The following is an 18,426-nucleotide window of genomic DNA, read 5'->3' on the forward strand; positions in this document are numbered from 1 at the left end:
GTGACCAGGATGGCGAAGAGTGCCGTCGGTGTCTTACGGTGCTTGCCGTTCATGGCGCTTCCACTCCGGGTGCTGCTTCAGAACGATAGCGATACAGCCGCCAAACATTGGCCGGATCATCGCAGCCGCCGGCCTCCCAAGCTGCGGCGCCATCGACGGCGGTGAAGCGACCATCGGGGCAACTGTAGAGACTGCGGATCTCGACCGCTTCGAAGCCTGCGATCTCGGGCGCGGAGAACTTGCGTGCTAGCAGCCAGAAGCTGGTCTGCTGTAGGACTTGCGGGTCTGGCAACGGCGCGATCCGTCCGCGTCCATACTCCGATGGTCGGGTGATGCCGGGCCATTGGCTGACTGCGAGTTGGGGCTGATAGAAGTTCAGCATCGCCGCGAACTGGTAGCGATCCGCGACCACGGGTTCGGTTAAGCGTGCACTGTAGTCAGCCAATTTCTCGAAGCCGCGGGTCTCGTGCAGTGCCCGCCCGGCCGCATCGGGCAAGGGCGGGAAGGCGGTGACTGCGTGCAGCACATAAATGCTGATCAGCACCAGGTTGCCGGCGGCGGCGATGATCGCCCAGCCGTCAATACCCAATCCGCGACCAGCCGAGCCTCGCAGCAGCAGCGCGACGAAAGGTGCGGCGCCGATCAGATAGGGCGCCGCCCAGTTCGCCTCGACCTCGCTGCCGAGCGCGACCAGCGCGAACAGTCCCAAGGGCACCAAAGCCGCTGCGCCCAGCAGCGAAACAGCGGCCGGGTCGATTATGCTGGTCGCTCGCACGCTGGTCGTTTGATTGTGCTCGGGTGTGATACCCGCAAAGCGCCGACCAAGGTTCCGCGCAAAGCGTCCATTCAGGTTCCGCGCAAAGCGCCACCAGCGATGCCACCCTGAGTATTTATCTGAGTGCTGATGAGTGCGCTGCCCAGGGCTCTCATCTGAGTGCTGACCAGTTGAGTGCTGACCAGCTGGGCGCTGACCAGCTGGGCGCTGACCAGCGAGCAGGTAAGAGCGTCGACCAACGCGCCAAAGAGCGATAGCGATCGGCACCAGCAGTAGCCCCCAGAACAACAGTTGCTCGCTGAGATAGCCACCGAGGCTGGAGAGCCGCTCGCCCCAGTCCATCGACTCCGATGACGGCTCATGCGTATAGGCATGCGCGCCAGTGACGGTGGGTAGGGCGTCTGCTGCTAGCCGGATCGAACCGCTATCGGTGGAAAAACCGTGCCCGAACTGGAACCTGAGGGTCAGCCAGTCATTCTGTGCGTTCCAAACCAGGTTCGGCGCGAAGACAAGCAGCGCGACCAGGCCGCCGAGATAGGGCCAAGGCGTGCGCAGCGCGCGCGGGTCAGCGCGCAGCAGCGCCCAGAGGAAGACCGGGCCGATCATCACCATGCTGTATTTGCCGAGCAGCCCGAGCCCGGTCGCGAGACCCGCCGTGAGCCAGCGCTTGCGCTGGCCTTGGAGCGCACGGAGGGCTTCGTGCAAAGCGAGAGGCCAGCACAGCATCAGCACCGTATCCGGCGTCGTGATGACCCCTGCGACAAGCCCTGGGATGCTGGCGACGGAGAGGATGAGCGCTAGAAGCAAGCCATTGCCCGAGCTCAGGCCACTGGCGCGATAGAGTCGCCAGAGTACCAACAGCGACAAGCCACCCAAGGCGACTGCGCCGAGCCGAGCGGCCAGGGCAGAGCCCGGGGCGAGCCAGGTGCCGACGCCGACCAGGGCGACCCCCGGTGGATGATCAAAGTAGCCCCAGGCTAGCTGGCGCGCCCAGTTGAAATAGTAGGCCTCATCGCGCGTGACCGGCAGCGAGTCGGCGACCAGCAGCCGCCAGGCGGTGACGCCGAGGATCAGCAGCAGCACCCAAGCGATGCCTGTACCCATGCCCATGCCCCGTTGAGAGGGATCGATCTGGGTCGGGTTTCTGCCCGTGCTTGAGTTCGAGCTAGAGCTTGGGCTAGGCGTTTGACTCGAGCTAGGATTTTTCCCCGGGCTCGGACTCAGACTCGGACTAGGACTAGGACTAGGACTGGGACGCTGCTGTGCTTGGCTGGAGCGGCTCATAAGCGCCTCATGAGCGCTGCCGAGACGGCACGCAATCGCTCTCGCGCTGGCTGCGTTGGATCAGCGCCTGCAGCCGCTGCTGCTCGTCGACCAGTTCGTCTGGTGGCTTGGGTGAGTGCTTGAGCATCGTCGCGGCCTGCGCGAGTCCTTGGCAACGGTCGCTGCCGGACTCTTTCAGCAGCGCGTGGTAGACCAACGCCGAGGCGCCGTAGATGAAGCCCAGAGCACTATCTGGCACCCGCGCGCGCGCCTCTTCGGCGGCGGTTATCAGCTTTTGATTCTCGCGGTCGAGCTTCTTCTCGCGCACTGAGGCGTCGAGCCGATTGCGCCGCTCGCTGAGTGTGAGTAAGAGCCCGCCATGGTAGGAGGCGATTCTTGGCGACTCGCTTGAAGGTTGCAGGTCGAGGGCCTTGCGATAGCTGGACTCGGCCTTGTCGAGGAGCTTGCGCGTCCGTCCTCCGGTCGCGGATGCATCGGCCGGGAGTTGGATCGCGAGGCGCAAGCAGGCATCGGCATGGATGGCGTGTGCTTCGGCGCAGAGGTCGCTGGCCTCTTTGCACTGGATGCTAGCGGCGGCGATGCCTTCCCAGTTGCTAGCGGCAACCAGCGCTTGCAGTTGGCTCGGGTTAAGCCCCGGCCCAGACTCGGCGATGGGCTGAGTCTGACAGCCCACAAGCAGAGCGGACAGGCCGATCAGGCCAATCAGGAGTCGCGCAGCAAGGCCCCGACCTGCTTGGGGTCTCTGCTGACGGCGACCTTGGCAATCTGCGCATGGGTTCATCGGCGTGCCTGCTTCGCGGGCGCCTTGGCCTGACGCTGAAGCAGGGGCTCTGCTCGGGCGTTGCGGTCTGAGACTGCGCCTGAGCCTGAGTCTGAGTCTGAGTCTGAGCTTGAGCCTGGGTCTGAGCCGAGGACTGACGTGCCTGGCGGCTCCAACGGGAGCAGGCGTTGCAGAATGAGAAAACCCAGCCAGACCAGCAAGATCGAGGTCAACGTATCGCTGAGGAAATGGGCGCCCGCGGCCATCCGTGCGAGCACCATGGCCAGCAGATAGAGCAGGGCCACGCCGGTCCAGATGGAGCTGACCCCGAACAGCACCACCGGTACCGCGACCAGCCATGCGGCGGCCGCGACATGACCAGAGGAAAAGCTACCGCCGTTCTGGTCGGAGACGACGAAGGCCGGCGTGAAGGTCCGGTGGCCGCCGAACGGCTCGAGCTGGATTGGGCGTGCTCGCCCCCAATGCTCCTTGAAGACTTGATTGACGATCAGCCCTGGCACGAGCGCGAGTAACAGCAGCAGGAAGCCCAGTTGGCGCCCGCTGATGCGCCACACGGCAGTGCTTTTGCTGGGTTTGGCGAGGCGGAGATCGCCGCGGCGCGTGAGGACAACACGCATGGCCTTGGCCTCGGGCGCGTCAATGCCGCTCTGGGCGCTGCTTGCCGCCGATGCATGCCGGCGCCCAATCGCCCAAGCACCGATCAGGCCTAAGCCAACGATCACCAAGACCTCATCGATCGAGCCATACATGAATTGTTCCCAGAAGGCACCGCGCGCGGCGAAGCCACCCTCCGGGGTCCAGAACAGGCCTGCGACGGCGAGATCGATCTGCGGAAATGCGAGCCAAAGATCGGCCAGCGCGAAGAACAGGATCGAGACGGCAAGCAGCGGCGGGGCACTCATGGATGCGATGGGGTTTGCTTTCAGGCGTTCAGAACAGGGTGTAGATGAACGGCGCGACTGCCGAGCCTTGGGCGAGCACGATCAGTGCCCCGAGCAGCAGCATGACGACGATAATCGGCGCGAGCCAGAACTTCTTGCGCTCACGCATGAAGCCCCAGAGGTCTTTGAGCAGGTCGAGCATCGGTAGCAGTCTCTCGTTGGTCAGGTCGTGCGCAGATCGTTCACAGATCGTGCGCTGACCTTGCGTCAGTAGGGTCGTTCGAATGAAGCGGGCGCAATCGGCTGGCTCGGTTCGCGGTAGCTCTCGGCCTCGGGTTGCAGTCGGCGGCGCATCGGATCATGACGAAACAGGCGCATCACCGCGCCGACCGGCACGAACAGCAGAAAGAACACCAGACCCAGAATCAGCGGCGTCGTGATCCGACTCATGATCAGGCCGAAGCGCATCCAGCCGCGATAGATCGGGCGCAGACTGCGCGGCGCCGTCAAGCCCCAGAGCGCGAGCACCGCAGCCAGCGGCCAGGGCCAGATCGGCCAGCCAAGGCTGAGCAGCCAGGGCAGCAACAGCCCAAAGAGCAGGGCGATGATCGTTGCCGTGGTCAGCGCGAAGCTGCGCAGTCCGGCGCGGTCGAGTTCGGGTATCGGGTGCATGGGGTGGCGATAGGCTCGGTGCTTTAGTCCAGCTCGAAGGTCTGCTGCCAACTCAGGTCTTGCTCCCGCGCGGGTTGCTCGGACTTGGTCAGCAGGCAGTTCTCGAGCACCAGAGTGTCCATCTCAGTGCGCATAAAGCAGCGATAGGCGTCCTCGGGTGAGCCGACGATGGGCTCGCCACGGACATTGAATGAGGTGTTGACCAGCAGCGGACAGCCGGTGCGTTCGGCAAAGGCTGAGATCAGCCGGTGGAAGCGCGGGTTGGTCTCGTGGTGCACCGTCTGCAGCCGCGCCGAGTAGTCGACATGGGTGATGGCCGGGACCTCGGAGCGGGCGATATGCAGCTTATCGACCCCGAATAGCTGCTGCTCCGCCTCGGTCATCCTGATACGCTTCGACTCCGCCACCGGGGCGACGATCAGCATGTAGGGGCTGGGCTCCGACTGCTCGAACCAGTCACCGACCTGCTCGGCGAGCACCGCTGGCGCGAACGGGCGAAACGACTCGCGGTACTTGATCTTCAGGTTCATCACCGACTGCATGCGCGGATTGCGCGGGTCGCCGATGATCGAGCGTCCGCCAAGCGCGCGTGGGCCGAACTCCATCCGCCCCTGGAACCAGCCGATGATCTGGCCGGCGTCGAGCAGCTCCGCCAGTCGTAGCATCAGCGCCTCATCGTCGATACGCTGGTACGGAACCTCGGCGTCATCAAGGAAGGTCTGGATCTCGGTATTGGTGAAGCGCGGGCCGAGATAGGCACCCCGCATCCGGTCTGTCTTGGCACCCGTGCGCGGCTGATCCAGATACTCATGCCAGACTGAGAGCGCGGCGCCGAGCGCGCCACCCGCATCACCAGCCGCCGGCTGAATCCAGATCTCCTTGAACGGCCCTTCGCGTTGCAGGCGGCCATTGGCGACGCAGTTCAGCGCCACGCCGCCAGCCAGGCAGAGCCGATCGACGCCCAGCTCACGATGCAGGCTGCGCGCGAGCCGCAGCACCACCTCCTCGGTCACCACCTGAATCGACCGTGCCAAGTCCATCTCGCGCTGGGTCACCGGCGACTCGGGCTTGCGCGGCGGGCCGCCGAACAGCCGCTCGAAGGCACGGCTGGTCATGGTCAGCCCGTTGGCATAGTTAAAATAGCGCATATCCATGCGGAAGCTGCCGTCGTCCTTGAGCGCGATCAGATGCTCCAGGATCAGGTCGACATAACGCGGCTCGCCATAGGGCGCTAGGCCCATCAGCTTGTACTCGCCGGAGTTGACCTTAAAGCCAGCGAAATAGGTGAAGGCCGAATAGAGCAGGCCGAGCGAGTGTGGAAACTGGATCTCCCACTGCGGGCTGAGCCAGTTGCCCTCGCCGAGCCAGGCGCTGGTGGTCGCCCACTCGCCGACGCCATCCAGGCAAAGCACCGCCGCACGCTCGAACGGGCTCGGGAAGAAGGCTGAGGCGGCATGCGATTGGTGGTGCTGGGTGAATAGCAGCGGCGGCAGTTGCGCGACCGGCACCGCACCGAGCTTGGCCAGCTCCTGCTTCAGCAGATCCTTCAGGAACAGCTTCTCCTTGAGCCAGATCGGCATCGCGGTGATAAACGAGCGCAGCCCACGCGGCGCATAGGAGAGGTAGGTCTCGAGCAGACGCTCGAACTTGATCAGCGGCTTGTCGTAGAAGACGACTTGATCCAGCTCGGCCAGCGCGATGCCGGCCTCGTCCAAGCAGTAGCGGATGGCCTCGGCTGGGAAGGCGGCATCGTGCTTCTTGCGCGAGAAGCGTTCCTGCTGGGCAGCCGCCAGCACCTCGCCGTCGCGCACCAGAGCGGCCGCGCTGTCGTGATAAAATGCCGAAATGCCGAGGATGTTGACCGCCATGAGAACCGCAAACGCGTCTGCACAAGGTTCGCGCGGCGGGTGCCGCGTTAGCCGGCGGAGTATAACGAAGTTCTGATGGTCTGACCTGTCGGATCGGCTGACCTGACTGACCGCTGATCGGCTCGCTGATCGGCTCGCGCCTTGAGCCGGTTGCTTGCAGAATGTATGCGATGAAATGAATGCTATGAACGTAGGACGCGGAACGCAGCGCGGCTGTTTCGCGCTGAGGAATGGGCATGGTGCGTCGTCTATTGCTGGGGTTCGTTTGGCTGTTGTTCGTCTTTCTGCTCTTGCAGCTGGCGGGCTTTGTCTTCTATCAGTTCGTCGTCAGCCGGCCGATCAGCGGCTATGGCTATCCAACCGGGCTCGAGCAGCCGCATGCTGAGCTTGGCTACCATTACCAGCCTAATTTCTCTGCGCGGTTCAAGGGCACGGCCTATCAGCACATCCTGATCGAGACCAATCCCCAGGGCTTTCGCGACGCCGATTTCGCGCATCGGTCGGGTGAGGGCCTGCGGGTCGCCGTGTTGGGTGATTCCGTGGTGCTCGGCCCTGGTGTCGAGGCCGATGAGCGTTTCACGAGCTGTCTCAACGAGCCTGTGACAGCCCGTGCGGCGTCTGCCGGGCAGTCAGTAGCCTCGTCCATGCAGTCACTGGACTGGCGGGTGCTCAATCTCGGCGTGCATGCGTACAGCTTCGGCCATTACGTCAAGCTCGCCGAGCTGGATTTCCTCGGTGCCGAGCCCGATGCGGTGCTGCTCGGGATCACGCTCAACGACTTCGCGCCGATGCAGAGCGTGGGTCCGGCGCGACGCGCGCGGCGCCAGGCCGAAGGTTGGCACAAGCCGGAGTGGATCGCGCGCATCCAAGCGCGCATTGGCCGCACCTATGCGGCGCGCTTCCTCGATGAGCTCGATACCCGCCTCCGCTATGCACTGCTCAGTGCTGATGAGCGCGAGGCCTATCACACCACCTGGATGCGCACTGTGGTCGAGGCCTGGCAGCAGGACGAGAACCGCGAGCGTTTCGCCACCCGCCTGGATCAATTCACCGACCTGATCGAACAGCGTGGTCTGCCGCTCGGCATCCTGTTGTTCCCCGAGTTGAACGCGCTCAGCGATCCCGCGACCTTCGATGGTCCGCGCCAACAGGTGCGGGCCCTGCTCGCGGCCCGCGACCTGGACTACTGCGATCCGTACGATGACTTCGCCCGCCAGCCGGATCTCGATGCGCTGTTCCTGGTGCGCGATAGCGTGCACTACACGCCGCGCGGTCATCAGCTGCTGTGCGAGGCGATCGAGCGCTGTCTTGAGGCCGGGACGCTAGCAGATCTGGCCGAGGCCAGTTCCCCAGGGCGGTAGTCTCATGGCGGACAAGTAGGCTTCGGTCGCGGCTTCGATCTCGTAACCGCGGGCCGCTTGTTTGAGTGTCGCGGTTGGCAACGGCGCGGCGAGGGTGCTCGCCATGGCCGCAGCCAAGGCTTGGTGGTCCCCGACCGGCACCAGCGGCCCATACTGTCCCGCTTGGAGGATCTCGCTTGGACCGCTCGGGCAGTCCGTCGACACCACGGGCGTGCCAAGCGCGAGCGCCTCGATGAGCACAAATCCCAACCCTTCCCAACGCGATGTAAAGGCAAAGAGATCCGCGTTAGCCAGGTAAGCATAGGGCTCAGGGATGAAGCCCGGCAGGGTGAAATCTTCGGCAACGCCGAGCTCCCGCGCGAGCGCGAGCAGCCGCTCACGGCCTCGACCACGACCGATGATCATGAGCCGGCATTGACGCTGCGCGCGCAGCAGGGCAAAGCCCCGCAACAGCGTCTCGAAGTCTTTGCGACCGCAGAGCTCACCGGCCCCGAGGATCAGGGGCCAGTCCGCATCCTGGAACCAGGGATGCGCCGGCGGGGGCAGGGTTGCGTCGAACAGCGACTCTGGCACCACTGGCGAAGGCGCCACTTGGATCAGCGATCGAGCTAGGCCGGTGTAACGCGCGATATCGTCCGCGGCACCCCTGCTGGGCGTGATGACTTGGTCGGCGAACGGGTACAGCTTGCCGATCGAGGTCCGTTGCAACCAGCGTTCCCAGCGACCACGGCTGGCGAGATCAACCGACAGCGTCGTCCCCAAGCGCAACAGCAAACGCGTCTCGACGCCGGCCAGGGCACGCGCCAGCAAGGCGGTCCGGTTGACACGGTCCTTGTCCGACAATAACGCGGCAGGTCGCTCGCGACGCAGGTAGCGCACCAGACTTGGCAAGCAGGCATAGGTTTGCCGATGACCGAGATCGAGGATGCGGATACCGGGGGCGGCTGTGTGGGGATCAGCCGTGTTCAGTTCTGGTCCATGCCCACACACCTTGAGCAGATCGACCGGATAGCCGCGTCGGGCGATCGCGGGCAGCAGGTTCTTGGCCACCCGGTCGACGCCGCTGTGGCCGGAGGTGGAAAAAAAGAAGGCAATGCGTGGCTCAGCCATCGGAGGCGATCCAGTCCAGCGGGTCTTCATCGGGCTGCGGGACTTGGCCCGGCTGGTCGATGAAGAGTCGGTGCCAGATCGCGAACTGCATCAGGCCGAACAGCTCCCGACTGCCGCCGCGATGGGCTTGTCGTGCCGCCACCAGATCCGCAATGGCCTCGCTCCGAAACCACTCACGAACGCCCTGGTTGCGCATCAGCAGGTCGCCAATGCGTGCCGCCATCGGGCCGCTGAGCCAGTCGCCAACCGGGACATGAAAGCCGCGTTTCGGCCGCTCGAGATGCCCCGGTGGCAAACGCGGCTGAGCCCATTGGCGCAGCAGCACTTTGCCGGTTCGGCCGCGCACCTTGAGCGGGTCTGGCAACGCCAACCCAAACTCGACCAGGCGATGGTCGAGGAAGGGCACGCGACCCTCCAGCCCAAAGGCCATCAGCATGCGATCGGTCTTGACCAGTAGGTTATCCGGCAGCGCGGTGACCAGGTCGGTCTGTTGCCGACGTTGCAGGTCGGACCAGTTCCGCGGGGTCGACTGCCAGGCATCGATGAACGGCTGGCGGGCGTGAGCTGCGGCATGGCTCAGCGTCGGCCCGAACAGGCGTTGCATCCAGGTCCGCGACCATTGCGGACGGCTGCGAAAGCCGCCGCTGCCGGGGTGGAGGAGGGATTTTCCCCAACGCTCCAGTCGCGTTGGGCGGTAGCGACGGTAACCGGCAAAGATCTCATCGCCGCCCTCGCCGGAGAAAACCACCTTGAGATCCTGTGCGGCCGTCTCGGCCAGGATCGATGTGGGCAGGCAGGCGTAGTCACGCATCAACTCGTCTGCCGCCCAGACACTGTGCGGGATGCGGGCAAACACCTGATCCAGCTCAAGCTCGAGGGCGCTGTGCTCGAAGCCGAACCAGTCGGCAACCCGTTGCGCCTCATCGAGCTCGTGCGCCATCGCCGTGCCGCGATAACCGACCGAAAAGCTCTGGATGCGTCCGGCCCCAAGCGCCTGCAGCTGACAGGCGAGCACCGCCGAGTCAAGCCCCCCGGAGAGAAAGAGTCCGAAGGGCACGTCGGCGCGCATGTGCTCGCGCATCCCTTCGGTCAGTAGGCTGTCCAACTGCTGCAGGGCTTCATCTTCGTTCAGGCTACTCGGGGCGATCTGCAACGGCGACCAATACCGATGCCGGCGAATCCGCAGATCGGCGTCGATTACCAGCATTTCGCCCGGCAGCACGCGGCGAATCCCAGCGACAAGGGTCTCCTCACCACTGCTGAACTGCTGCAAGAGAAACTGCGCGAGCGCCTGAGGCTGGACCTGGGGTTGGTGGCCAAGCAACGGCAAGAGCGCCTTGATCTCGGAAGCAAAGGCGATGCGATCGGGGAGCTGCAGGTAGAACAGGGGCTTGATGCCCAGGCGGTCGCGGACCAGCAGCAGGCGGCGCTGGGCGGCGTCGTAGAGGGCAAAGGCATACATCCCTCGTAGACGCTCGAGGCAGCCGTCGCCGTATGCTGCATAGGCGAGCAGGATGGATTCGGAGTCTGAGCTCGAGGAGGGGTGGTGACCGAGCCGGCGCAACGCCTCGTTCAGCTCGAGGTAGTTGTAGACCTCGCCGTTGGCCGCGAGGCTGAGCCGGCCGTCGCTGGAGACCATCGGCTGATGCCCGCTGCTCAGCCCGATGATGGACAGTCGCGTCTGCACCAGCCCGACGGCGCCCTGGATGTGCACGCCCTGGTCATCTGGACCGCGATGCGCCAATTGTTCGGCCATGGCGTCGAGCACCGCTCGTTCTGGCTTGCGGCCGTGTTTCAAGATGAATCCGGCGATGCCGCACATAGGCAGATTCCGAGGCGAGGGGGCGGAAAACAATCAGTGCTGCCGGCGCTCGGACAAGGCAGGCCGACAGCAACTACGATCGGTTGTGACAGATTCGTTGAGAGCCGGTAATTAGTCCGCCCTAGGCTCGCCGATTCCTAACTCGGGAACGCTCATCTCCGGCCTTGCAGCGCTGAGCCCGAGCACCTCTGCATAACGCGCGGCGCTGTGGTGCGGATCGAAGCGCCCGGCACCGGCGCGCAGCTGCTCGGCCGGCAGCGGCTTCTCGAGCACCGAACGCATCGCTTCAGCCAAGGCAACCGGGTCATCAATCGGCACCAAGGGGCCGAGCCGGCCATCGTCGAGAATATCGCGCGCGCCGCTCGGGCAGTCGGTCGAAACACAGGGCGTGCCGAGGGCGAGGGCCTCGATCAGCGCATTACTCGAGCCCTCGAACAGCGATGAGCAGACGAACAGGTCGGCAGCGGCAACATAACGAAAGGGGTTTGGCTGATAACCCAGCAATTCGATCCGATCCGCAATCCCGAGCCGCGTTGCCAGCGCCTGAAGCCGGTCCTGCTGACCGCCCTGACCACAGATCATCAGGCGGGCATCGAGTGCCGGTGGCAGCAATGCAAAGGCGCGCAGCAACAGGCCGAAATGCTTGGCGCGCACCAGCCGCCCTACACTGACGATGATCGGCCCGGGCTTTTGTTTGAGCCAGGGGTGCAAAATCGGCTCGCTGGCCAAGCGGGCGATGGTCTCGTTGTCGACTGGATTCAGGATGGTTTCGATGCGCGGCGATGGCTGGCGCTGTCTCGACCCCCGGCTCAGCATGCGTTGCAAGGCGGCACTGACCCCGGAAGAGTTGCCGATCAGCAGATCGGCTTGGCGATAGAGTGTAGTGAGTCGCCAGCCATTCCAGGCCGCTGTCCAGGGACTGTTGCGCTTGAGCCGTTCCGGAATATTGGTGCCAATGCGAAAAGCGGTGAAGGGTCGCTCTCCGGTCAGCTTGCGTTGCATCAGGAGGCGATGACTTCGGTCGCGATTGCTGAGGATGGCGTCTGGTCGGCGCTGGTGCAGATAATCGAGCAGCTGGACCTCGGCCTGCTTGAGTTGCTCGAGATCGATGACGAAACACGCGACCTCGCCCCTAAGCTCGCTCAGGTCGGGATGTGTGGGACTCGGTAGCAACAGATCGATCTCGATGCCCCGCTCGAGCAGCGCCTCCATCAGCGTTGTCATCACGCGCCCGATACCGCCACTGCCCTTGAGGAAACCAATCATCGCGAGTCGTGGTCGAGGCTCGCTTGCGCTCGCACTCGGAGACGGGAATGCCCTGTTATCGGTCATGCTCGGTGCCTTCTTCAGTCTTGCACGAGAAACATCGTCCTTCAAAGGGAGGCGCGAGCTGCCTGGAATCCTGCGCTTGTTTCCGGGCTTGGGCGCATCTTCCTGAAGAGATGGTCAGTGATGCAGGCCGGTTATAGTACAGTGTTGAACCTTTCAACCGCTGTTGTTTGTCTACGTGACCACTGCAAACGCCTCGCCCGGGAACAGCCTGCTAGAGGGCCTGCGCCTATTCAGCCTCTATGGACTGTCCCTCAGCCTCTTTATGGCACCGGCTGGTGTCTCGGCTGGGCTGTTGCTGATCTGGGTTTGGTTCCTGGTGCTGTTGCTGAGTCGCCCCCAGCCCCCACTGCCGCGCCATGGACTGGTTTGGCTGATGCTCGCGTTTGCGCTTTATGCGCTGCTGCAGCCGCTTTTACTGCGCGTTGCGAGTGCTGACCTCGCTTCAGGTTGGGAGGCAGCGTTTAGTTGGTCACAGCTCGTTGTCGTGGTGCCGATTGCCTATGCGCTGCGCGGCGAGGAGCGGCTCGTGCTGCGCTTGTTGTTGCTGGCCCTGATCGGCCTGGTGCTCGGCACCTTGTGGCGACTTGATGGGGCGCTATTGCTCGGCGATACCGAGGCATTCTTCGATTCGCGACCAGGCTTCGGTTTTCCGGCGCTGGCTTATGCCCTCTACGCAGGAACAGCCTTGATCGGCCTGTTGGTACTGCGTCGGCGCTGCTGGTATCGAACGGATGGCCGGCGACGCTGGTGGGCCCTGGCGTTATGGTTAGTGGCCCTGGCCATGCTGGCTGAAGCCGTGGTACTGACCCAGTCCCGTGGTAGCTGGCTTGGATTGATCCTGGTGGCGCTTCTCGGGGTGGGGTTATGGCTGCGCGGGCCATGGCGCTATGACGGTCGGATTCCACGCCTGCAGTTGCTGGTGGTCGCGGCTGCGATCCTATTGTTGATTGGATTGAACGCGAGCAAGATCGGCGAGCGTCTGAATGAGGAGCAAGCGGTCGCCGAGCAACTGCTGCGGGGCGAGACACCCGCTGATCAGATCACCTCGTTGACATTGCGTTGGCATGCCCAGCGCTTTGGCCTAGCGCTCTGGCGCGAACGGCCCTGGCTCGGCTGGGGATCTGGTACCAGCTATTCGCTGATGGTCGCCAGCGTCGCTGCGAGGGCTGTTGAGAACGAAATGGACGCACTCTCTACGGGGGCATTGGCTGAGGCTGAGCGCATGGAAGCCATTCGTGGTGGCATGCAGACTGTTGTGGACGAGAGGCTGGCCGCCGCTGCGGAAGGCATTTGGCATCCCGACGATGGTGTGCTCAAGCATCTCCACAACAGCTACTTGGAGCTACTGGCGCAATTGGGCCTAGTCGGCTTCGGGCTCTGGATGCTGATTGCCATGCTGATGGTTTGGACGCTCTACGACGGGGTTCGGAGTGGAAGGCTGAGTCGGGATTTGGGCCTATTTCTGATCCTCTCATTGTCGTATTTGGCGGTCTGGAGTCTGTTCAACTTCCGCATGGTGCACCAGGATTTTCGCGGCTATTGGGGGCTGCTTGCCGGTGCTGTGCTGAGCATAGCGTTGTACCGGCGCGGCGAGCTGGCCGTCGACACTGCGCCGTCTGGCAGCCAGGCTGAAGCGCCGCGTAAAGCTGTGGACGGATCGAGTTCGGAGGTTCAAACGCCGCCTAAAGCTGTGGGCCGATCTAGGTCGGGGGCTGAAGCGCCGCGTATCCTGCTCGTCCGGCTAAGCGCGATCGGCGACATCGTGTTTGCCTCGCCGTTGATTGCGAGCGCAAGGCGCGCCTATCCGCGGGCGCATCTGGCCTGGCTGGTGCAGCCGGAGTGTGCGCCGCTGCTCGCGCAGCATCCTGATCTTGACGAGGTGATCGAGTGGCCAATGCCGCGGTGGCGCCGCCTTTGGCGACAACGGCGTCTGTTTCGTCTGATGGGGGAGGTTGGTGTCGCGGTGAAAGCGCTGCGTGCGCGTCGCTTCGATCTGGCGATTGATCTGCAGGGGTTGTTGAAGAGTGCGCTGCCGGTGTTCTGGAGTGGCGCGCGGGAGCGGATCGGACTCGGCTCGCGCGAGGGTGGGCAATGGCTGATGACGCGTGCCCTAGGGCGTGGTAACGATGGCGCCCGGGTCAGCTCCGAGTATCGACACCTGGCATCCAGTCTGGGCTGGCCAACCGATGACTTCCGGCTGCGGGTCTATCCGGGTAGCGCGGCCGAGGCTGAGGCCGAGGCGCTGATCGCTCAGTCTGGCTTGAGCGCCGGTTATGCCGTCATCTGTCCGTTCACGACGCGTGCGCAGAAGCATTGGTTTGATGCGCGCTGGAGCAGGCTCGCGAGACAGATTCAGACGCGCTTTGGGCTGCCGACACTGATGCTGGGAGGGCCGGCCGACCTCGAGGCTGCGCAGTCGATCCTGGCTGGAGCCGGCAGGCCCGCTGAGGCTGAAACGAGCGCTGAAAACAAGGCTGCACAGGGCGCGGATCCGGTGGCAGAGAAGGGCGTGGAGACGGGGCACAAAACGGCCGTTGAATCGGGTGTTGCAACCAGCCTCAGGACAGCGCCCAATGATCGGCGAGCCGGCGTTGGACCTGCTGGGTCGGCCAGCGCAAACAACCCTCGACCGCTGCTGAGCCTGGTTGGCAAGACCAGCCTGCTCGCTGCTGCTGCGCTGATCCGGCGCGCGCGCTTGCTGGTTGGCGTCGATACCGGACTCAGCCACATGGGTATCGCTTTTGATCGGCCGACCCTGCTGCTGTTTGGCTCGACCTGTCCCTATACCGAGACCGGCAGCGCAACCGCGCGTGTGCTCTATCACCCGCTGCCCTGCTCACCCTGTCGACGGCGGCCGACCTGTGACGGCGCCTTCACCTGTATGCGCGAGATTCAGGTCGATGAGGTCATGGCGGCGCTCGCCGAGCTGCTCGACCTGGCAGACTTGCCAGCGGACCAGGCATGAGGGTGTTGCATGTCGAGGGTGGGGCGCACCTGTACGGCGGTGCACTGCAGTTGCTCTACCTGCTGGAGGGGCTGTCAGCGCGCGGTGTCGACAATCATCTGGCCTGCCGCCGCGGCTGCGAACTCGCGACCCGCGCCGCACCCTTCGCTCAGGTCCGCGAGATGCCGATGGGCGGCGATCTCGATGTGCTGATGATCGGCCGCCTGTATCGCGTGATTCGCCAGACGCGGCCGGACCTCGTTCACCTTCACAGTCGCATCGGTGCCGATCTGATGGGCGGTATCGCCGCACGTCTGGCTGGCGTTCCGGTGCTGCATACGCGCCGCGTCGACAATCCCGAGCCGAGGCTGCTGGTGGCGACCAAGTACCGACTTCACGATCGGGTGATCGCGATCTCCGAAGGCATCGAGCGCGTGCTGCTCGCCGAAGGCCTGCCGGCAGCCAAGCTGCGCTTGGTGCGCAGTGCGGTGCCAGCGGAGCGATATGCGCAGCCCTGCCGCGTGCAGCTGATCAGCCAACGCCTCGGACTGCCGGAAGACGCGTTGCTAGTCGGTGTCGTCGCGCAGTTGATCGAGCGCAAGGGGCACGGTTTGCTGTTAGAGGCGCTGCCGAGGTTGCTCGCCGAGCAGCCGCGGCTGCAGGTGCTGTTCTTTGGTCAGGGTCCGCTGGCGGCTGCGCTCGAACAGCAGATCGGCGCCGCCGGACTGCGCGGGCGAGTCCATCTGACCGGCTTCCGCGATGATCTGCCGGAACTGCTGCCCTGTCTGGCGCTATTGGTGCATCCGGCGTTGATGGAGGGGCTTGGTGTCTCGCTCTTGCAGGCGGCCGCGGCTGGGGTGCCGATCATTGCCAGTCGGGTGGGTGGTATTCCGGAGGCGGTTGAGGACGGTGTCACCGGTATGCTGACGCCGCCCGGCGATGTGGTCGCACTAGAGCAGGCGATACGGGCACTGCTGTCTGACCCACAGCTGCGCGAGCGGCTCGGTCGAGCTGGCGCAGAGCGGGTTCGACGCGATTTCTGCGTGGAGGCCATGGTTGAGGGTAACCTTTGGGTCTATCGCGAACTGCTTGGGAGGCTCCGTCATGAATGACAGCGAAAGATCACGCCCAGGGTCGGAGGCTGCCGGCCATGCTGGCGCTACCGCTCAGCCAGAGGCTCAGTGGCCATCCAGCTTGCAGCTGATTGGGAGTAAGGGGCTTGGCGGCGCCGAGCGTTGGTTTCAGCGCTTTTGCGATGCGCTGGCCGATCGCGGCGCGCCGGCCGCGATCGGTATCCGCGCCGGTAGTGGCCTGGACAAGGCGCGCGCGGAGGGGATCGGTGCACAGCTACCCTGTCATCGGCTGCCGTTCCGAACGGTTTGGGACCCCTTGTCGCGCGGTGCGATCGATCAGCTGGTGAAACGCCTCCAGCCCGCGATCGTGCAGACCTACATGGGCCGTGCGACGCGCTTGACGCGCTTGACGGACCTGCCGCGACGCACTGGCTTGGCTGGATCGGCTAGGCCGCTGCATCTGACACGACTTGGCGGCTACTATGAGCTGTCTCCGTATCGTCATGCCGATGCCTGGATCGGCAACACGCGCCAGCTCTGTGACTGGATGGTGCAGCAGGGTCTGCCGGCCGAACGCGTTTTTCATCTCTACAATTTCGTCGATCCGCCACCGCGCCTTCAAAGCGACAGTCAGGATTTGCGCCGAACGCTCGGCTTAAGCCCAGATGAGCAACTGTTGATCTGCATGGGTCGGTTCGTTACCTTCAAGGGGCATCGATATCTTCTCGATGCGCTTGCGCGCTTGCCTGTCGAGCTTGGCGGTCGGCGCTGGCGCCTGTTGATGCTCGGCGATGGACCTTTGCGGGAGGATTTGCACCAGCAGGCACAGGCGCTCGGGATCATGGATCGCATCCTTTGGCTTGGTTGGCGCCCAGAGCCAGCGCCCTATCTCCAGCTCGCCGATCTCGTGGTGTTTCCATCACTCGATGCCGAGCCCATGGGAAATGTGATCCTCGAGGCCTGGGCCTGGCGGCTGCCATTGGTGACGGCATCATTCCGCGGGGCGCGCGAGATCGTCCGCCATGGGGAGGATGCTTGGTGCGTGCCTTGCGCCGATGGGCCGGCGTTGGCGCAAGGTATTCAGCAATTGCTGGAGGAGCCCTTGTTGGCGGAGGCGTTGGTCGAGCGCGGCGCAGAGCGCGTCGAACAAGAATTCTCGCGTGCTGCGATCATGCAGCAGTACTGGGAGCTCTATGTCGATCTCGCCGATGGCTAATCGCCTTTACTCATTCCTGCTCTTGCTCTTGCTGCCGCTGGTGTTGCTGCGCCTGTTCTGGCGCGGTTATCGGAATCCGGCTTACCTGGAGCGCTGGCCCGAGCGCATCGGGCTTTGGCGTCGGCCGTTGCGTCCCGTCGACATTTGGATTCACGCGGTTTCGGTAGGTGAGGTGCAGGCGATGCAGCCGCTGATTCGCGAGCTGCTCGGCCGCGAGCCGGCGATGGCGCTGTTGGTCAGTACGACGACACCGACCGGCGCGCGACGGCTGCACGCCTTGTTCGGTGAGCGGGCCCAACATGTCTTTACGCCCTATGACCTGCCCTGGATCATGCGCCGATTCTTGAACCGGACCCGGCCTCGGTTGGTGATGGTGGTCGAAACCGAGATCTGGCCGAACCTGCTTGCGGTCTGCGCTGAGCGCGCGATCCCGGTCATCCTCGCGAATGCACGGATGTCACCGCGCTCGGCGCGAGGTTATGCCCGCGTTGGCCCATTCACCGCGCAGACCCTCGGTCGCTTTGCGCGTATCGCAGCGCAGAGCCAACCCGATGCCGAGCGTTTTATTCAGCTCGGCGCGGCGGCGGATCGGGTGCAGGTGACGGGCAGCATCAAGTTCGACGTGCGTTTACCGGCGAGCCTGCGTGACCGCGCCGAGGTTCTGCGCCGTGGTTGGGGTGTCAACCGTCCGGTTTGGGTCGCCGCTAGCACCCATGAGGGCGAGGAGGAGCCGCTGCTGGCGGTGCAGCGCCGGCTGCGGCAGTCGTTCGCGGAGGCCTTGCTGGTCTTGGTGCCGCGCCATCCAGAGCGTTTCGATCGGGTTGCGGCCTTGGTGCATCGTGAGGGCATGACGATGGTGCGTCGCAGTGATGGTTGCGGTTGCGATGCTGCCTGCTCGGTCTATCTGGCCGATAGCATGGGCGAGCTGCCGCTGTTCTTGGCGGCCGCGGATGTGGCCTTTATCGGTGGGAGCCTGGTGCCGATCGGCGGTCACAACCTGTTGGAGGCGGCGGCATTAGCCGTCCCCGTCGCGATTGGCCCACACTGCTTCAACTTTGCCGAGATCACTCGGCTCCTGGTGGCCGAGGAGGGTGCGGTGCAGGTGAAAGACGCGCAAGCCTTGGCCCCGCTGCTCGAGGCCTGGCTTGGCGATGCCGCTGAGCGTGCCCGGATCGGAGAGAACGGCGCTGCCTTCGTCGCACGTAACTGCGGTGCGCTGCAGCGCCTGCTGGCGCTACTCGACTCCGAGCTCGGCCACATCAAGCCGACTGCTTGATGCGCCTAGCCGGCGATTCGATCGGCGTCTG

At 64.3% G+C, this 18,426-nt stretch carries 14 protein-coding genes and 1 pseudogene; 6 read left to right on the forward strand and 9 right to left on the reverse strand.

The window, feature by feature from the left end; translation table 11 throughout:
• Positions 1-49: 49 nt before the first annotated feature.
• The 6 genes from CKO42_RS06680 to CKO42_RS06705 all read right to left on the reverse strand — a co-directional run bounded on the left by CKO42_RS06680 (position 50) and on the right by CKO42_RS06705 (position 6,261).
• A complete protein-coding gene (locus CKO42_RS06680; RefSeq protein WP_242479174.1) occupies positions 50-1,879 on the reverse strand; it encodes a glycosyltransferase family 39 protein in 1,830 nt (609 codons plus the stop codon).
• Between the two features lie 187 nt (positions 1,880-2,066).
• Positions 2,067-2,732, reverse strand: coding sequence for a hypothetical protein (locus tag CKO42_RS06685; RefSeq protein WP_200240906.1), 666 nt, complete (start codon positions 2,730-2,732; stop codon positions 2,067-2,069).
• A gap of 104 nt (positions 2,733-2,836) precedes the next feature.
• The gene (locus CKO42_RS06690) at positions 2,837-3,742 is read right to left on the reverse strand and encodes a phosphatase PAP2 family protein (RefSeq protein WP_242479175.1); all 906 of its coding nucleotides are present in this window, start codon (positions 3,740-3,742) and stop codon (positions 2,837-2,839) included.
• A 28-nt stretch (positions 3,743-3,770) separates the two neighbouring features.
• Positions 3,771-3,923: a DUF5989 family protein gene (locus tag CKO42_RS06695; protein WP_200240908.1), complete on the reverse strand. Its 153-nt coding sequence runs from the start codon at positions 3,921-3,923 to the stop codon at positions 3,771-3,773.
• A gap of 65 nt (positions 3,924-3,988) precedes the next feature.
• Positions 3,989-4,393: an SxtJ family membrane protein gene (locus CKO42_RS06700; RefSeq protein ID WP_200240910.1), complete on the reverse strand. Its 405-nt coding sequence runs from the start codon at positions 4,391-4,393 to the stop codon at positions 3,989-3,991.
• 23 nt (positions 4,394-4,416) lie between these two features.
• Positions 4,417-6,261: a carbamoyltransferase family protein gene (locus CKO42_RS06705; protein WP_200240913.1), complete on the reverse strand. Its 1,845-nt coding sequence runs from the start codon at positions 6,259-6,261 to the stop codon at positions 4,417-4,419.
• A 236-nt stretch (positions 6,262-6,497) separates the two neighbouring features.
• Here CKO42_RS06705 and CKO42_RS06710 point away from each other — a divergent pair, with 236 nt between their 5' ends.
• Positions 6,498-7,622: an SGNH/GDSL hydrolase family protein gene (locus tag CKO42_RS06710; RefSeq protein WP_200240915.1), complete on the forward strand. Its 1,125-nt coding sequence runs from the start codon at positions 6,498-6,500 to the stop codon at positions 7,620-7,622.
• Here CKO42_RS06710 and CKO42_RS06715 read toward each other — a convergent pair.
• The 3 genes from CKO42_RS06715 to CKO42_RS06725 form a co-directional block, all read right to left on the reverse strand.
• A complete protein-coding gene (locus CKO42_RS06715; protein WP_200240918.1) occupies positions 7,584-8,732 on the reverse strand; it encodes a glycosyltransferase in 1,149 nt (382 codons plus the stop codon). The genes CKO42_RS06710 and CKO42_RS06715 overlap by 39 nt on opposite strands.
• Positions 8,725-10,554 (reverse strand): asparagine synthase (glutamine-hydrolyzing), encoded by a 1,830-nt coding sequence (gene asnB / locus CKO42_RS06720; RefSeq protein WP_200240920.1) that lies wholly within the window; start codon positions 10,552-10,554, stop codon positions 8,725-8,727. The genes CKO42_RS06715 and asnB overlap by 8 nt, the downstream gene beginning before the upstream one ends.
• Before the next feature lie 111 nt (positions 10,555-10,665).
• A complete protein-coding gene (locus tag CKO42_RS06725; protein ID WP_200240922.1) occupies positions 10,666-11,886 on the reverse strand; it encodes a glycosyltransferase in 1,221 nt (406 codons plus the stop codon).
• A 781-nt stretch (positions 11,887-12,667) separates the two neighbouring features.
• Between CKO42_RS06725 and CKO42_RS28450 the strand changes: the two are divergent.
• From CKO42_RS28450 to waaA, 5 genes and pseudogenes are all read left to right on the forward strand, one after another.
• Positions 12,668-13,003: pseudogene (locus tag CKO42_RS28450) on the forward strand (O-antigen ligase family protein); the annotation flags it as partial.
• A gap of 573 nt (positions 13,004-13,576) precedes the next feature.
• A complete protein-coding gene (locus CKO42_RS28455; protein ID WP_420844275.1) occupies positions 13,577-14,851 on the forward strand; it encodes a glycosyltransferase family 9 protein in 1,275 nt (424 codons plus the stop codon).
• Positions 14,848-15,942, forward strand: a complete 1,095-nt coding sequence (locus CKO42_RS06735) for a glycosyltransferase (protein ID WP_200240927.1) — start codon at positions 14,848-14,850, stop codon at positions 15,940-15,942. Before CKO42_RS28455 ends, CKO42_RS06735 begins: the two co-directional genes overlap by 4 nt.
• Entirely contained in the window at positions 15,935-17,119 is a 1,185-nt protein-coding gene (locus CKO42_RS06740; RefSeq protein WP_200240930.1) for a glycosyltransferase, read from the forward strand. The genes CKO42_RS06735 and CKO42_RS06740 overlap by 8 nt, the downstream gene beginning before the upstream one ends.
• Positions 17,112-18,395: a lipid IV(A) 3-deoxy-D-manno-octulosonic acid transferase gene (gene waaA / locus CKO42_RS06745; protein ID WP_200240933.1), complete on the forward strand. Its 1,284-nt coding sequence runs from the start codon at positions 17,112-17,114 to the stop codon at positions 18,393-18,395. The genes CKO42_RS06740 and waaA overlap by 8 nt, the downstream gene beginning before the upstream one ends.
• The last annotated feature ends 31 nt before the right edge of the window (positions 18,396-18,426 follow it).

The sequence above is a fragment of the Lamprobacter modestohalophilus genome, assembly GCF_016583905.1.
In the GTDB taxonomy this organism is placed as follows: domain Bacteria; phylum Pseudomonadota; class Gammaproteobacteria; order Chromatiales; family Chromatiaceae; genus Lamprobacter; species Lamprobacter modestohalophilus.

Coding starts and splice junctions, on each gene's coding strand:
- CKO42_RS06680 (WP_242479174.1), bottom strand. CDS start 1,879: ATGGGTACAGGCATCGCTTGGGTGCTGCTGCTGATCCTCGGCGTCACC.
- CKO42_RS06695 (WP_200240908.1), bottom strand. CDS start 3,923: ATGCTCGACCTGCTCAAAGACCTCTGGGGCTTCATGCGTGAGCGCAAG.
- CKO42_RS06735 (WP_200240927.1), top strand. CDS start 14,848: ATGAGGGTGTTGCATGTCGAGGGTGGGGCGCACCTGTACGGCGGTGCA.
- CKO42_RS06710 (WP_200240915.1), top strand. CDS start 6,498: ATGGTGCGTCGTCTATTGCTGGGGTTCGTTTGGCTGTTGTTCGTCTTT.
- CKO42_RS06715 (WP_200240918.1), bottom strand. CDS start 8,732: ATGGCTGAGCCACGCATTGCCTTCTTTTTTTCCACCTCCGGCCACAGC.
- CKO42_RS06700 (WP_200240910.1), bottom strand. CDS start 4,393: ATGCACCCGATACCCGAACTCGACCGCGCCGGACTGCGCAGCTTCGCG.
- CKO42_RS06690 (WP_242479175.1), bottom strand. CDS start 3,742: ATGAGTGCCCCGCCGCTGCTTGCCGTCTCGATCCTGTTCTTCGCGCTG.
- CKO42_RS06725 (WP_200240922.1), bottom strand. CDS start 11,886: ATGACCGATAACAGGGCATTCCCGTCTCCGAGTGCGAGCGCAAGCGAG.
- CKO42_RS06705 (WP_200240913.1), bottom strand. CDS start 6,261: ATGGCGGTCAACATCCTCGGCATTTCGGCATTTTATCACGACAGCGCG.
- waaA (WP_200240933.1), top strand. CDS start 17,112: ATGGCTAATCGCCTTTACTCATTCCTGCTCTTGCTCTTGCTGCCGCTG.
- CKO42_RS06740 (WP_200240930.1), top strand. CDS start 15,935: ATGAATGACAGCGAAAGATCACGCCCAGGGTCGGAGGCTGCCGGCCAT.
- asnB (WP_200240920.1), bottom strand. CDS start 10,554: ATGTGCGGCATCGCCGGATTCATCTTGAAACACGGCCGCAAGCCAGAA.